The sequence below is a fragment of the Glutamicibacter sp. AOP38-B1-38 genome, from assembly GCF_052377485.1.
Taxonomy (GTDB): Bacteria; Actinomycetota; Actinomycetes; order Actinomycetales; family Micrococcaceae; genus Glutamicibacter.
Window position 1 is genome coordinate 57571 of record NZ_JBQSWU010000022.1, and the last position, 13913, is coordinate 71483.

Consider the following 13913-nt stretch of genomic DNA (forward strand, 5'->3'; position numbering starts at 1 on the left):
TCGTTTTGTCGACTACCGGCGGAACCGGATGCCCTGCGGAGTTGAATAGAATCCCGCCGTGAGCAGCGGTGCCGCCAGCGGGTTGGAACTGACGGCTTGGCCATTAACCGTTGCGATGGCGATCTTGTCGATCTTCGCGGCCCGCAAGACCGCCACCAATTCGGTGGCGAGGAGCTGCCAGGCCGCTTCTTCGTGCTCCCCGAAGGTCAGGACCGTGCGGCCACCGCGTTCAAGGTAGAGGCTCAGCGATCCGTCGAGCAGGCCGACCACGGCTCCTGCCTTGCGCCCCGGGCGGTGCCCGGTGTCGCCGACCGGCCAGGGCAGTGCCGCGCCGTAGGGATTGGCTGGATCGGTCGAGGCCAGCACGGTTGCGGCTGGTTTGCGGCGTGGGTCCTCGGGCAAGGAGAAGCCGCGCAACCGGTCGATGGTGTTGGAGGTGGAGAATTGGGCGGCGCCGAGCTTTTCAACAAAGTAGCCGCGGCGGGCGTGGCCGGCTTCCTCCAACTTGGTCAGGACCCGGTAGAGCTGGCCGAAACCTCCGGGGACGGATTCGGCGGCGACCGAGCCACGGGTGAGCACCCCGTAGCGTTCGAGCAATACCTCGGCGGTGGCATGCGCGGTGATAGTCGGGTCGCTGACCGGGACCGGGAGCAGGGACCATCTGGCCCCGCCGCGAATGGAGCGGGCAGACTGCCCTGCTTGCTCGCGGGCCAAGCGGTTCAGGCCCGAAAGCCTGTTCAGCCGGGCGGCGCGGGCTCGCGGAGCCGGTTTGGCGATCTTGTGCGCGGTGCTGCCGCCGGCAAGGTAGCCGCGCACCGGGGCGAGGGTGTCAGGCGAAATAAGCCCCGCCCAGAACAGGTTCCAGCAGGAGTCGGTGACTTCCTGGGTCGTCGGCGGAGTCTCGTCCTCCGACTCGATGCGCGCGGCGAGCTCCTCGGTGAAGTAGGCGCCGGTGCTTTGGAAAGAATCGAGTACCTTCAGATCCAGTGCGGTCAGGTCGCTGGGGTCCCCGCCGGAGAGGGTCAGTCCGGCATGTTCGGTGGTGTGCAAGGAGAGCCAACCATCCTTGCCGCCGGCGGCGCCCGCGCCGCAGATCAGCACGTCGCCGGAACTGGTCAGTTCGTCGAGCCAGGCGCTCTGGTAATCGCGCAGCCGGGCCGGGAGGATGAAGGATTCGAGGGCGGAGGCGGGCAGCTCGGAACCGGCCAGCTGGCCGATCACCTCGTAGAGCCCGTCGCTGCCCAACAGCTGGGAAGCGACCTGTTGCCAGGCCGGCAGGAACCGCGCGTAGGTGGCCTGGTCGACGGGTTCCACCTCGGCGCGCAAGGCCGCCAGGGACCGGGTGCGGATGGTGCGCAGGACCGACACGTCGCTGAACTCGTCTCCGGAAATGCCTTCCGGGACCAGTTCCAGCGGTCGGAAGGCGCCGAGCGACAACCGTCCGGCGGCAACCAGCCTGTCCAGCACCGGACGCAGCAGGGCAACTCCCAGGCCCAGCGTGGCTGCCAGCTCGGTGGCGGTGAATGGCGTGTGCGTGCGTGCGTAGCGCGAGACGAGGTCTTCGACCGGTTGCGCTGCGGGTTCCAGAAACGCTGCCGGGATCCCGGTGGGCAAGGGCGTGCCCAAGGCGTCGCGAAGCTTTGCGGCGTCTTCGATGGCCGCATAGCTCAGCTCGCCACCCAAGCGCAGCGTGAAGGCGCGGCGGGTCGCGACCAGCGCTTCGGCGTGCGCTCGGGCGGCCGGCTCATCGAGCTGTTCAGCTTCGTTCTCCGGGTGGCGCAGGCGCCGGGCAAGTTCCGGTGCGGTGAGCGGGCCGAGCAAACGCAGCAGATCCGCGGCGCCCTCCAAGCCGGCGAACCGGCGGTTCTCCGCCAGATGCTGCAGTTGCTCACCGAGCTGCGCGATCACTTGGGCGTCGAGGACCTCGCGCACATCGTTGCGGCCAAGCAATTCGCCCAGCAGCACCGGGTCCAGGCTCAGCGCCGCGGCCCGGCGCTCGGCCAACGGAGCATCCGACTCGTAGAGGAATTGGGCCACATAGCCAAAGAGCAAGGATTGCGCGAACGGGGAAGGAAGCTCTGTCTGCACTTCAACCAGGCGGATGGCCCGCGAGGAGACCTGGGAGAGGATTTCGCTCAGCGCCGGCAGGTCATAAACATCATTCAGGCACTCGCGCACGGTCTCCAAGATAATCGGGAAGTCCGGGTAGTTGCGTGCCACATCCAGCAGCTGGCTCGCCCGCTGGCGCTGCTGCCACAGCGGGGTGCGCTTGGTCGGGTTGATCCGCGGCAGCAGCAGCGCACGGGCGGCGCACTCGCGGAAGCGGGCGGCGAACAGCGCCGAGTTGGCTACCTGCGAGGTGACCACGTCGAGGATTTCATCGGCTTCGAAGGCAAAGAGCTCGGCTCCGGGAGGTTCGTCGTCCATCGCGGGGATGCGCAGCACGATCCCGTCGTCCGCGGCCATCGCGGAGGCATCCAACCCCCAGCGTTCACGCACCCGGGCCCCGATGGCCAAGGCCCACGGGGCATGGACCGAAAGCCCGAAGGGAGAATGCAGGATCACCCGCCAGTCGCCGAGCTCGTCGTGGAATCTTTCGATCACGAAGTTCTGGTGGTTGGGCACCTGGCCGGTGGCGCGGCGCTGCTCGCCCAGATAGTTCAGCAGGTTCTGCGCAGCGTAGGGATCCAGGCCTCCGGACTCTAGCCTTGCCGCGGCGCTGCCGCGTTCCTCGGCGAGCAGACCGGTAGTGAATTTTCCTAATTCGGCGCCGAGCTCAACGGGGCGTCCCAGCCCGTCTCCGTGCCAGAAAGGCAATTTGCCCGGCTGCCCGAAGGCGGGGGTGACCAGCACCCGGTCGTGGGTGATGTTCTCGATGCGCCAGCTGGTGGCACCGAGCGCAAAGACATCCCCGACGCGGGACTCGTAGACCATTTCCTCGTCGAGCTCACCCACGCGCTTGGGCGCCTTGTCATCCTCGGACCCTGCCAGAAATACCCCGAAGAGGCCCCGGTCCGGGATGGTTCCGCCCGAAATCACCGCAAGGCGTTGCGCACCGGGGCGGGCGGTGAGGGTACCGGCGTCGCGGTCCCAGATGAGCCTGGGTTTGAGCGTGGCGAACTCATCGGAGGGGTACTTGCCCGAGAGCATATCCAAGGTGGCCAGGTATACGCTGCGCGGAAGCTTCTGGTAGGGAGCCGCCCGGCGGACGGTATCGAACCAGGCCTCAACGCTCAGCTCCTCCATCGCCACCGCTGCCAGGGTTTGCTGGGCGAGCACATCCAGCGGGTTGGCGGGGATGGACATCTTCTCGATGGCGCCCGCGCGCATCCGCGTGACCACCAAGGCGGTGGAGAGCAGGTCCGCGCGGTGCTTCGGGAAGAAAATGCCTTTGGACACCGAACCGACCTGGTGCCCCGCGCGGCCTACCCGCTGCAGCCCGGAAGACACCGAATTGGGGGACTCCACCTGGATGACCAGGTCAACGAGTCCCATATCGATACCGAGTTCCAAGGAGCTGGTGGCGACGACCGCGCGCAGGCGGCCGAGCTTCAAATCCTCTTCGATTTGGGCGCGGGAATCCTTGGAGACCGAACCGTGGTGCGCCCGGGCCAAAAGCGGCGCCTGCGGGTCGCTGGGCGCGCTGGATCCGGCTTGGGCCATCATCGCCGCCGGGCTGGAGCTTGCGGTATTCTCGGCGGCGAAGCCTTCGCGTTCGGCGTAGATTTCGTTCAGCCGCCCGGTGAGCCTTTCGGCCAGCCGACGCGAGTTGGCGAAGATGATCGTCGAGTGGTTCGCCAAGACCAGATCCACCAGCTGGTTTTCCACATGCGGCCAGATGCTTGCGCCGGCCGTTGGCGAAGATCCGGGGCCCAAATCGTGGGCGCCCGCCGCCGAGGGCAGATCGGTCATATCCTCTACCGGGACTCGCACCGCCAGTTCCCATTTCTTGGTGGAAATGGGACGCACAATATTTGCCGGGGCCGAACCGGCCAGGAAGCGGGCTACCTCTTCGGCAGGTTCCACGGTGGCCGACAGCCCAATGCGTTGGGCCGGGGCGGGCAGCAGTGCATCGAGGCGTTCAAGGGACAACGCCAGATGGGTGCCGCGTTTGGAACTGGCGATGGCGTGGACCTCATCGATGATGATGGTGTGCACCGTGGCCAGGGTTTGCCTCGCCTGGCTGGTCAACATGAGGTACAGGGATTCGGGCGTGGTGATCAGGATATCCGGCGGGTTCTTCAGTAGCTGACGGCGCACATTGGGGGCAGTGTCTCCCGAGCGCACGCCCACCGAAACCGAGGGCTGGGAGATGCCCAGTTGATGGGCGGTGGCGCGGATTCCGGCTAGTGGGGAGCGCAGGTTGCGTTCGACGTCCACGCCCAGCGCCTTCAACGGGGATATGTAGAGCACCTTGGTGCCGCTGCCCGAGCCTTGGGTCTTCTCCGGCTCGAGACCCGGAAGGGCCGGTTTGGGGATTTCGGCCTGATGGAGCCGGTCCAGCGCCCAGAGGAAGGCTGCGAGGGTCTTGCCCGAACCGGTGGGGGCGATCACCAGCGTATGGTGCCCGCTGGAGATCGAATCCCAGGCGCCTTGCTGGGCCGCGGTTGGTTCGGTGAACACGTCAGTGAACCACTGGCGGGTCGCGGCACCGAACCGGGAAAGAATCTCACTCATATCTTCGATCTTAGGGGTGCGAACCGACTAAGCGAGGCCTTCTGGTATCCGAATTGAACTGAATCGGGCTGCTGCCAGGGGCGCTATTCACTCTGTCTGCCCCATAGCGTGACGCACATGCTCAGCTTCGACATATTAGGTTGCGTTTCTTCGCTGTTGGGAGAAGTAATAAAGCAGGACCGAAGAAACTTCGGTTCCACTTTAGGCGTGGCGCCACGTCCTGAATCAGTAGGGCAGGCATTTAGCTCTCGTTTACCGATGATGCTAAGCAACTCAGCACCGTCTCTAGGCTCAACTTATCTCTGTGGTGTCCGGTTCGTTCTGAAAATTTCGACACCCCGTACTTAAGTATGATTTACAAGTATTTCGGCATTGACTATGCTCAATATAGCAAATCGTCAGGAGTAAGCAGGTCTTCTGTTCGGTGAGCTTTCCCTTAGAGGGCACGGTACCCCTCGGTTTAGGCTACAGGCAACGCAGGAGAAAAATGCTGAAATTTTTTGGACTAACCAAGGATGACGCAGATGATGGAACATTGCCCATCTGGCAGGGTGCAAACAAGAAAAAACGGGTAATCTACTTTTCAGTTTCCCTAGTTCTGGCGATAGCTGTCTTTTTTGTAACGTCATGGTTGCTCGCAGAAGTGCAACCAAAAGACTTCACCAAATATATCCCCGGCATGTTTGCAACGGGACTGCTCTTGTTTTCTACCGTGGTATCTGAACGCTCACTGCTGCGTGCTAAAGAAGGGCCCGCGCGAAACGAAGACGAGCAGTAAATAGATAAGGCAACGTCCTTTTGTTTATATTTTGGAGAATGTGTGTCGATGTTTAAAAAGCGCGTTGTGATGCTTTGCTCGGGGGTTCTCGTAGGAACTCTTCTAGTAGCAGCACCAAGCAGTGCTCTTGCGGCTGAAAGCCCTAACGTACCTTCAGTCGCTGTCGGGCAGCCCAAGTCGGTGGTGCTCGATCTGACTTCAAACCGGTTCGAAGATTGCCCTACGACAAATATTGAGGCCCCGAAAGCTAGCAAGCTCGGCGATAATCTAGGTCCCGGAATCACGGAAGAATTTGATACGGCAACACTCGTGGTTATCAACAAGTCGCGGATCGCCGCGGGCGAACCGGCTTTCGGAGTAAATGTCAAAGCTATGCGTTATTTCGATTCTGGACGGATCGTAACCCTGAGCGCTAAAGGCACGATCATTGAGGAAGTCGCTCCTGCCTATTCCAATACTCAAAACCTTGTTTCTTCCACAATTGCCCAACCAGCCGGTTGGCTTCATCCTGAAGTCAAGCGAATAATCACCGCTTGTCTGGGTGTTGGCTCGCATGGTGCTGCAACTTTTGAGCTGTTCCTTCAAGAACTAGCTACTCCTAAAAACGCTGCAAAGTTCGTCATTCGTCGCCTTGGTGTGTTGGGAGCGATCAGCTGTGCCGGCGGCATTATTTGGGAATACCTATAAACCACTTAGGGTAAAAATTTCTTCCCTACCACTGAACAAAAGCCTGGAACACCTATGCTCATGGTGCTCCAGGCTTTTGCCTTGACTGCCTTAAGTGCAGCGTTAGTCCTCAGGCCAACCGCCCTGGACAGCTCGCGAAAAGAGCTGTCGTGCCGCTGGAGCCGCTCCAGCGCCCAGAGGAAGGCTGCGAGGGTCTCGCCCGAACCGGGAAAGAATCTCACTCAGATCTTCGATCTTAGGGGTGCGAACCGACTAAGCGAGGCCTTGCGGCCTCCAAAGCCGAACTGAATTGCGCTGCTGCCAGGGGCGCTATTCGCTCTGCCATCCTCTGCTGCCCGGCCGGCGGTTGACCTGACACCCAGTCGCAAACGCGGCTTGCTGCGCCAACTCGTTTGGCCCTAGCCATCGAATTTGAGGCTCACGTCGAGCCGCTTCGAGCGGTCGAATCCAATCGAATATTTGAACGTTAAAGAATGCGGTCGGCTGAGCTTTTGTCGGGTTTCCGTGTTGCGGGCCGCCGATTCCGGCCAAAAATCGGTGATTCTTGGCACATTCGAGTGCTTGGAATGAGAGCTGAATCGCTCCACCTTGTAGTGCCCATCACCCTGCTGCCCCCATGTTTCGGCACTTTAACTGTCGTTCTGCCTTCGGCACCGGCAACAGGCAGGCAAATTGGCGGTTCGAATTAGTTCCCTAGAATTTTCTCTGGCCGAGAATTTGCTGCTGATCAAGTGCAAGGGCCGAGCCGAGTGAAAGAGGCAGCTCCGCAAAGCCGAACTGACCGAACGTATCCGCGACCCCGCGGCCAAGCTGAGCGAAGGAACAAGATGACCTGGAATGGAGCCGGACCCTGGTCCGGACGCGATGACGGTCCCGGGGTGCAGAACGCACGCTGGCACAACAGCATCAAGCCGTGGCAGGCAGGCGCGGGAGCCGGTGCCGCGCTGCTGGGCTTCGCCAGCGACGAGGGCGTGCGCCGCAACCAGGGCCGCACCGGGGCCAAGACCGGCCCCGCGGCGCTGCGCGCGGCGTTGTCTTCCATCTCTGTCCAGGAACCGGCCACGCTCTTCGACGCCGGCGACGTGGTGGTCGAAGGCCAAGAGCTTGAAGCGGGCCAGGAAGAATTCGCGGAAGCGCTGGCCGGCCTGCTGCGCGACGGCCAATTCACCGTGGGGCTGGGCGGCGGACACGAGATCACCTTCGCGTCCTATGCCGGCATCGCCAAGGCTCTGGGTGCCGCCGGTCCGTGGAGCCTGGGCTGCCTGAATATCGACGCGCACTTCGATTTGCGCGTCGCGCAGGCGGCTACCTCGGGCACCGGGTTTGCGCAGATCGCCGCGGCCGAGGCGGCCGCAGGCCGTCAATTCCGCTACGCCGCGGTGGGCATTTCCGAGGCGTCCAACACCAAGCTGCTCTTCGACCGCGCGCAGGACCTCGGTGTGCAGGTGCTGCTCGACACTGAATGCCATCTGGGCAATCTGGACGCGGTGCGGGAATTTGTAACCGGCTTCGCCGGCACGGTGGACCACCTGTACCTGACCATCGATCTGGACGCCTTGCCCGCGTCCGTGGCGCCGGGGGTGAGCGCGCCGGCCGGCTACGGCATAGGCCTGGAGGTAGTGCGTGCCATCGTGCTGGCGGCGGCGGCCAGCGGCAAGCTGCTTCACGCGGACATCGCCGAATTGAATCCCGACTTCGACATCGACCAGCGCACCGCCCGCACCGGTGCCCGCCTGGTCCACGACCTCATCATGAGCAAAGGCTAAAAGCTATATGGATATACAACTTGACCTGGTGCAGACCTCGGCTCTGGCAATGATCTTGCTGGCCGGCGGCGAATGGGCGCGGCGCAGGATTGGCTTCCTGCAGCGCTTCTGCATCCCGGCCCCCGTGGTCGGCGGCTTCTTGTTCGCGCTGCTGGTGCTAGCGCTGCGTCAGACCGACCTCGCGCAGATCCAGCTCGATACCACGCTGCAGACTCCCGCCATGGTCGCGTTCTTCACGACCATCGGCCTGGCCGGTTCGCTGGCCACCATCAAAAGGGGCGGCAAGCTGCTGCTCATCTACCTGGTGGCCTGCTGGTCGCTGGCGATCATGCAGAACGTGATCGGGATAGGGATGGCCAAAGCCGTCGGTATCGAGCCGATGCTCGGCATCATGGCCGGGGCGGTAGGCCTCGAGGGCGGGCACGGCAACGCCGCGGCCTTCGGCCCGACCGCCGAGGCCATGGGTTTCGAGGGTGCGACCACGGTGGCGATTGCCTCGGCAACCTTCGGCCTGGTGGCCGGCAGCATGCTCGGCGGCATGACCGCCAGCTTCCTGGTGGCTCGGCATAACGTGCAGATCCCCGAAAAGGCCGGACTGCTGGGCAAGATGGCGGTAGCCGGGGCCGTGGCCAAGAACATGGTGACCGGTGCCAATGCCGCCGGAGGCAAGGATGGCGCGGCTGCGGTGGCCACCGACCGGCGGACCGAGGACGCCAACGCCCAGGGCGAAGGATTCCAATACAACCGGCTGCTGACCGTCCTGGTGGTCATTGCCGCACTCATGGTTGCCGGCACGGTGCTCGGCGGCTGGCTTTCGGAGATCACCGGCCTGACCCTTCCCGCCTATGTGGGCGCGATGATTGTTGCGGTGATCTTCCGCAACGTCAATGACAAGCTGGGCTGGTTCAAGATCAGCGACGAAGCGGTCGAGCTGGTCGCGAAGTTCACCCTCGGTTTCTTCCTGACCCTGGCGATGATGAGCCTGAAGATGTGGGAGCTCGCCTCGCTGGCCGGCCCCCTGCTGCTCATCCTGGTGGTGCAGGTGCTGTTCATTCTGGTGTTCGCCGTCTTGGTGGTCTTCCGGATGCTCGGCAAGGACTACGACGCGGCCACCATGGTCGCCGGCTTCATCGGCCACGGCATGGGCGCCGCACCCAACGCGCTGGCCAATATGGATGCCTTCAACTCCAAGTTCGGCGTCCGCTCCGAGCGGGCGTTCCTGATCGTGCCGCTGGCCGGCGCCGTGCTGATCGATATGGTGGCGCTGCCCTGGATCGTGTGGTGCATGAACCTGGTCGGCTAGCCGAGCCCGGGGAGCCAACCCGCCGGTCACCGACCGGCGGGTTGCGGTCTTTGCGCCTCGAAAAATCGACCTCTGTTGCCGGTTTCGCCCGGCCTTGCCGAATGGACTGCTGGCCACCCGGAATCTTACGGCAACCGTTGGGGCTGCGCCAGCTGGGGGTGTCCCAACTCTAGGTCCCGAGCGCTGCCACCGGTCTACACGTGGTGGTACTTGCCTCCGGCGAGGATGTCTTGGGCGCGGTAGAGCTGTTCGGTGAGGATCAGCCGCACCAGCTGGTGGGGGAAGACCAGCTTGGACAGCGACCAGGCGAAGTTCGCGCGCTGGTGGACCGAGGTGTCCACTCCGTAGGCGCCGCCGATGACGATGACGACATTGCGTGCGGAATCGATCGGAGCGCGAAGCGTGTCCGCCAGCGTGGGGGAGTCCACGTTCTTGCCGCGTTCGTCCAGGAGCACCACGAAGTCATCGGCGGAGATCTTCGCCAGGATCCGTGCCGATTCCTCGGTGCGTGCCGCGTCGTTCTCGCGTGATGAATGGTTCAGCAGCTGCCAGGACAAATCGAAGGGCTTCTTCAGGCGTTTTGCGTAGCGGGAGATTCCCTCGTCCACCCAGGACTCGTGCTTCTTGCCAATGGCTAAAACCTTGATCGTCATGTGACTATTCTTCCGCATGAGCCGGCATCGCCGGTGCGCCCGGCTGGCCACTACGATGGAAGTCATGAGATCTTCCTGGTATTTCCGTCAAGGCCAACGGCCCCGCGGCACGCAGATCCTGTGGATCATCTTTGGCCTCGTGGTTGCCATGTTCTACTTCACTCGCCGGGTGCTGGTCTCGCTGCATGTGGGAGGCTGGGCCAAAGACTTGGATGAGCCGGCATACCGCTGGGCCTTGGAGCATCAGGTCCCCGCGTGGCAGTCCCTCGCCGAGCTGCTGTACTTCTGGGGTTCCACCCCGGGAATGACGCTGATCATGCTGGTGCTGACCGGGCTGCTGTGCTGGTTCACGCGCAGCGTTTGGCCGTTGGCGGCGGTCGCCTTCACGGCGCTGGTCTCGGTGCTGCTGACGGTGCTGCTGAAGGCGAATCTTCGGGTGCCGCGCCCGCAAGGGATCCCAGGCGGACCCGCGCCGCCCGAATCATTTTCGTTTCCCAGCGGGCATACGCTGAACGCGATGGCGTTGATCGGCATCGCCAGCTATCTGGCCATCGTCTACGGACTGCGCCGCTACGCCTACCTGATCGCTATCCTGGCCGGACTGTTTATTCTCGCCATGGGTGCCTCGCGCATCTACCTTGGGCATCATTGGGTTTCGGACGTGGTGGTGGGGCTGCTCATCGGGGCGGCCTGGGCTGCGGTGGTAGCGATCCTGCATTTCTACTTCGTGCCCCGCCGGCCGGTGGTTAGCCGCCCATCACGCGGATCGGCGAACCCTTAGCCCAGGCGCGGATGTTCTCCACCGAGTCCCGGTAGAACATTTCGAACTGTTCGGCGGTCACGTAGCCGATATGCGGGGTGGCGATCAGCCCGCGCGTGCGGGTGAGCTGGTCAAGCACCGGCAACGGTTCCACATCGAATACGTCCACGGCCGCCAGCCGCAGCAGCTGGTTCTCCAAGGCGGCGATCAGCGCCGGGGTTTCTACAATGCGGCTGCGCGAGGTATTCACCAAGATCGCTTCGGGCTTCATCCAGGACAGCTGCTTGGCGGAGACCACCCCGGTGCTGCGCGCGGAGAGCTTCAAGTGGATGGTGAGCACGTCGCTGGTGGCGAAGAGCTCGGCTTCGGAGACCAGCTCGACGCCCACCTCGGTGGCCCGGGCCTTGGTCAGATTCTGGCTGTAGGCGATCACCCGCATGCCGAAGGCCAAGCCGACCTTGGCCACCCGCGAGCCGAGATTCCCCAAGCCGTACACGCCCAGGGTTTTGCCGGCCAGCCCGATGCCGAAGGACGACTGCCAGGGCGCGGATTCGGTGCGCGGCGAGTCGGTGGAGAACAGCTCCACGTCGAGCCGGCGGGCGGCGGCGAGAATCAGCGCCCAGGTGTGCTCCACCGCGTCGGTCGGCACGTACCCGGTATGGGTAACGAGAACATCGTGCGCCGCGGCAGCATCCAGGTCGATCGATCCATTGCGCCGGCCGGTGGAAACCAGCAGCTTCAGGTTGGGCAGCCGCTGGAAGCGGGCATCGGTGAAGGGTGTGCGCTCGCGCATCGCCACGATGGCATCAAAGGGTTCCAACGCCGTGCAGACGGCGCTGTCCTCGTGGCCTAGGTGCTCGTTGAATACGGTCAATTCGGCGTTCAGCTCGGCCGCGAGCTCGTCGAATTCCGCGAAGTCGCGAGCCGCGTTCTGATAGTCGTCCAAGATAGCAATGCGCATGCCTTCATCATATGCGTGGGCGGGCTTTGGCACCGCAGCTTTGAGCCAATGAGTCGGCCGCGCGGGGCCGGTGGGACAGGCGAAGACACAAAGAAGGTGGCGTCCGCATTGGATTATGCGGACGCCACCAGCAGCTGCTGCAGATTACTCGGTGACCTCGAAGGAGAGCTCCTCGGTGAAGGAGCGGCCGTGGACATCGGTGGCGCTGACCGTGGCGGTGTGTTCTCCCACCGGCAATCCCGTGGGCAGTTCCAGACGCCACAGGTGGTTGGTCTTCTCGGCCAGCCCGCCACCGTGGACGAACTGTTCGGCGATGGCCACCGGATCGGAGTATTCGGCGCCCATCAGTGGACGTTCCCCCGCCATCTGCTGGGTGCGGGTGGCCGGCGAAGCTTCTTCGCCATCCAGGGTGACCTCCACGCTCGAACCGGTGCTGCCCATCCAGAAGTTCGTGGTCAGCCAGGTCTCTGCGGAGAGCTCGGCGCGGCTCACGGACAGGGGATTTTCAAGCGGGGGGACCGTGCCGCGCGGCTGGTCGAGGTTTTGTGCGTACCATTCGCGGTAGGCCGGGGTGTTCAGGCCCAAGGCCATCTGCTTGGTCGCGTCGCCGCCGGTGACGGTGAAGCGTTCGGTGATGACGTCATTCTTGATATCGAGGGTCAGTACGCCCGGAGGGGTGCCATCACGCTGAATGGACGTGGGGTAGCCGCTGTCGGTGACTCGGCCCGCGTACCACTGCCCGGAGACCGCCGGGACGGTCAGGTGGGTGAAGGGCAGCCCCTCCGCTCCGACCTCGTCACGCCATCCGTCCAGCAGATCCCCGGCACGCAGGTTCTCGGACATGTGCGTGTGCCCGCCCAGCGACACGACTTCGCGGCCCTCAAGGATCTCGTAGATTTCCTTGACCTGCTTGGTGGTGTGCGAATCGCTGTAGAAGAATTCCAGCAGCGGGCTGTGCCCGGCCAGCACGATGGCCTTGTTCCTGGGAACGTTGGCTATATCCGCGCGCAGCCATTGGAGCTGCCGCTCGCCCAGGTCATAGGTGTAGTCGCTCTTCTTGGCGGGAACTTTCGTGGGGTACGCGATGGTGCTCAGTGCGACCACGTGCGTCTTGCCGGCATCATAGGAGTAGTACTCCGGGCCGAACTGGGCGCGGTAGCTGTCGAATTCGTGCTCGCCGTCCAGGGCGTCAAAGTCCATGTCGTGGTTGCCTGGAAGGAAGCGTGCCGGCCCGTTGAGCATGGAGGTCAGTTCTCGGGTCTGCGCGAACAAGGACAGGTCGTCTCCGACCAGGTCGCCAATGAACAGCGCCCCGCATCCGGTGTAATCGGTGCGCTCGGCCAGATCGGTGAAGACGCCGTTGCGGGCGAATTCAACTTCTTCCTGGTCGTAGGTCTGCACGTCCGCGCCGATGAGGCAGCTCTGTTCCGGGGATTGGGTGGCGGAGCTGCGGGTCAGCGGGAAGTTGACGGCTTGCGGCAGCGGGCCGGTGGGCTCGATTCCGCCGTATTTCAATTCCGGCGAGCCTGCCGGAAGGTGGGTGTAGTGGAACTGGGCGACGTTGTTTTCATCAACCGGCACCTGGTAGCCGCGCGGTTGGGTGACGAACATGGTCATGTTCTCGAAGGACGGCAATTCGTAGCGTCCCTGGCCGTCCGTGGTGGTCACCTCGCGTCCGTTGGAAACGGTGACCCCTGGCCTGCCCGGTTCGTTGGAGTCATGCTTGGAGTTTTGATTGCGGTCCTCGAACACCACACCATCGATGGTGTTCGGAGTTTCATCCTGGTTCTCGGTGGTGGCTGGAATCGCTTCGACGGTGCCGCGGTAGGCGCTGGATTCCCAGGTGGCGCTAGATGTATTGGCCGGTTCCGGGATGGGGGACGAATTCGCTGCGGTAAGGGCAACTGAGGTTGCAACGACGACGAGGGCGCCTGCGGTGAGTCGTACGGGGGTGATGCGATTGGTTTTGCCGGGTCGAGCGAATGATTTCACGAACGTTCCTCCGGGGTGGTGGCAATCTGCCGGACCTTTGACCGGCCAGAGCCAACGTTGCCAGCCGGAGGTAAATAGCAAGCCCTGCTGAGGTAATCTCGAATAATCGATCTCGTTAAAACTAACTCGGTGTCTTGGGCTTATTTAACGTGTTCATGCGTCGAATACTAGGAGTCAGAAGTGGATTTAGCGCATGCCCTGCTGGCCGGACGGCGCGGGCGACGCCTGCTGTGGGAATTTGCGCTGGCCGGCGAAGAGCAGACGCTGCCTGCCTTTGATGAGCATCCGCTGCGTTCGGGAATGTTCCATGCCGCTTATCAGGTAGAAGCATGCCGC

9 protein-coding genes are annotated in these 13913 nt (G+C 63.3%); 5 read left to right on the top strand and 4 right to left on the bottom strand.

What is annotated here, in order from left to right; translation table 11 throughout:
* Positions 1-12: 12 nt before the first annotated feature.
* Positions 13-4677 carry an ATP-dependent helicase gene (locus ACT3TP_RS13495; RefSeq protein WP_444620786.1) on the bottom strand — a complete coding sequence of 1555 codons (4665 nt, stop codon included), beginning with the start codon at positions 4675-4677 and terminating at the stop codon, positions 13-15.
* Positions 4678-5164: 487 nt separating this feature from the next.
* Here ACT3TP_RS13495 and ACT3TP_RS13500 point away from each other — a divergent pair, with 487 nt between their 5' ends.
* The 4 genes from ACT3TP_RS13500 to ACT3TP_RS13515 all read left to right on the top strand — a co-directional run bounded on the left by ACT3TP_RS13500 (position 5165) and on the right by ACT3TP_RS13515 (position 9211).
* Positions 5165-5455 (top strand): hypothetical protein, encoded by a 291-nt coding sequence (locus ACT3TP_RS13500; protein WP_096285492.1) that lies wholly within the window; start codon positions 5165-5167, stop codon positions 5453-5455.
* 48 nt (positions 5456-5503) lie between these two features.
* The gene (locus ACT3TP_RS13505; RefSeq protein WP_444620787.1) at positions 5504-6142 is read left to right on the top strand and encodes a hypothetical protein; all 639 of its coding nucleotides are present in this window, start codon (positions 5504-5506) and stop codon (positions 6140-6142) included.
* A gap of 827 nt (positions 6143-6969) precedes the next feature.
* The gene (gene hutG, locus ACT3TP_RS13510; protein ID WP_096285486.1) at positions 6970-7908 is read left to right on the top strand and encodes a formimidoylglutamase; all 939 of its coding nucleotides are present in this window, start codon (positions 6970-6972) and stop codon (positions 7906-7908) included.
* Between the two features lie 7 nt (positions 7909-7915).
* On the top strand, positions 7916-9211 hold the full coding sequence (locus ACT3TP_RS13515; RefSeq protein ID WP_444620788.1) for a sodium/glutamate symporter: 1296 nt from the start codon (positions 7916-7918) through the stop codon (positions 9209-9211).
* 194 nt (positions 9212-9405) lie between these two features.
* Here the strand turns inward: ACT3TP_RS13515 and ACT3TP_RS13520 are convergent, their stop codons facing one another.
* The gene (locus tag ACT3TP_RS13520) at positions 9406-9864 is read right to left on the bottom strand and encodes a 23S rRNA (pseudouridine(1915)-N(3))-methyltransferase RlmH (protein ID WP_096285482.1); all 459 of its coding nucleotides are present in this window, start codon (positions 9862-9864) and stop codon (positions 9406-9408) included.
* Between the two features lie 64 nt (positions 9865-9928).
* On the opposite strand from ACT3TP_RS13520, the gene ACT3TP_RS13525 reads away from it, so the two are divergent.
* Positions 9929-10645: a phosphatase PAP2 family protein gene (locus tag ACT3TP_RS13525; protein WP_444615763.1), complete on the top strand. Its 717-nt coding sequence runs from the start codon at positions 9929-9931 to the stop codon at positions 10643-10645.
* Here the strand turns inward: ACT3TP_RS13525 and ACT3TP_RS13530 are convergent.
* Together ACT3TP_RS13530 and ACT3TP_RS13535 are read right to left on the bottom strand one after the other, a co-directional pair.
* The gene (locus ACT3TP_RS13530; RefSeq protein ID WP_096285478.1) at positions 10611-11585 is read right to left on the bottom strand and encodes a D-2-hydroxyacid dehydrogenase family protein; all 975 of its coding nucleotides are present in this window, start codon (positions 11583-11585) and stop codon (positions 10611-10613) included. The genes ACT3TP_RS13525 and ACT3TP_RS13530 overlap by 35 nt on opposite strands.
* 144 nt (positions 11586-11729) lie before the next feature.
* A complete protein-coding gene (locus tag ACT3TP_RS13535) occupies positions 11730-13577 on the bottom strand; it encodes a calcineurin-like phosphoesterase C-terminal domain-containing protein (protein WP_444620789.1) in 1848 nt (615 codons plus the stop codon).
* Positions 13578-13913: the final 336 nt, after the last annotated feature.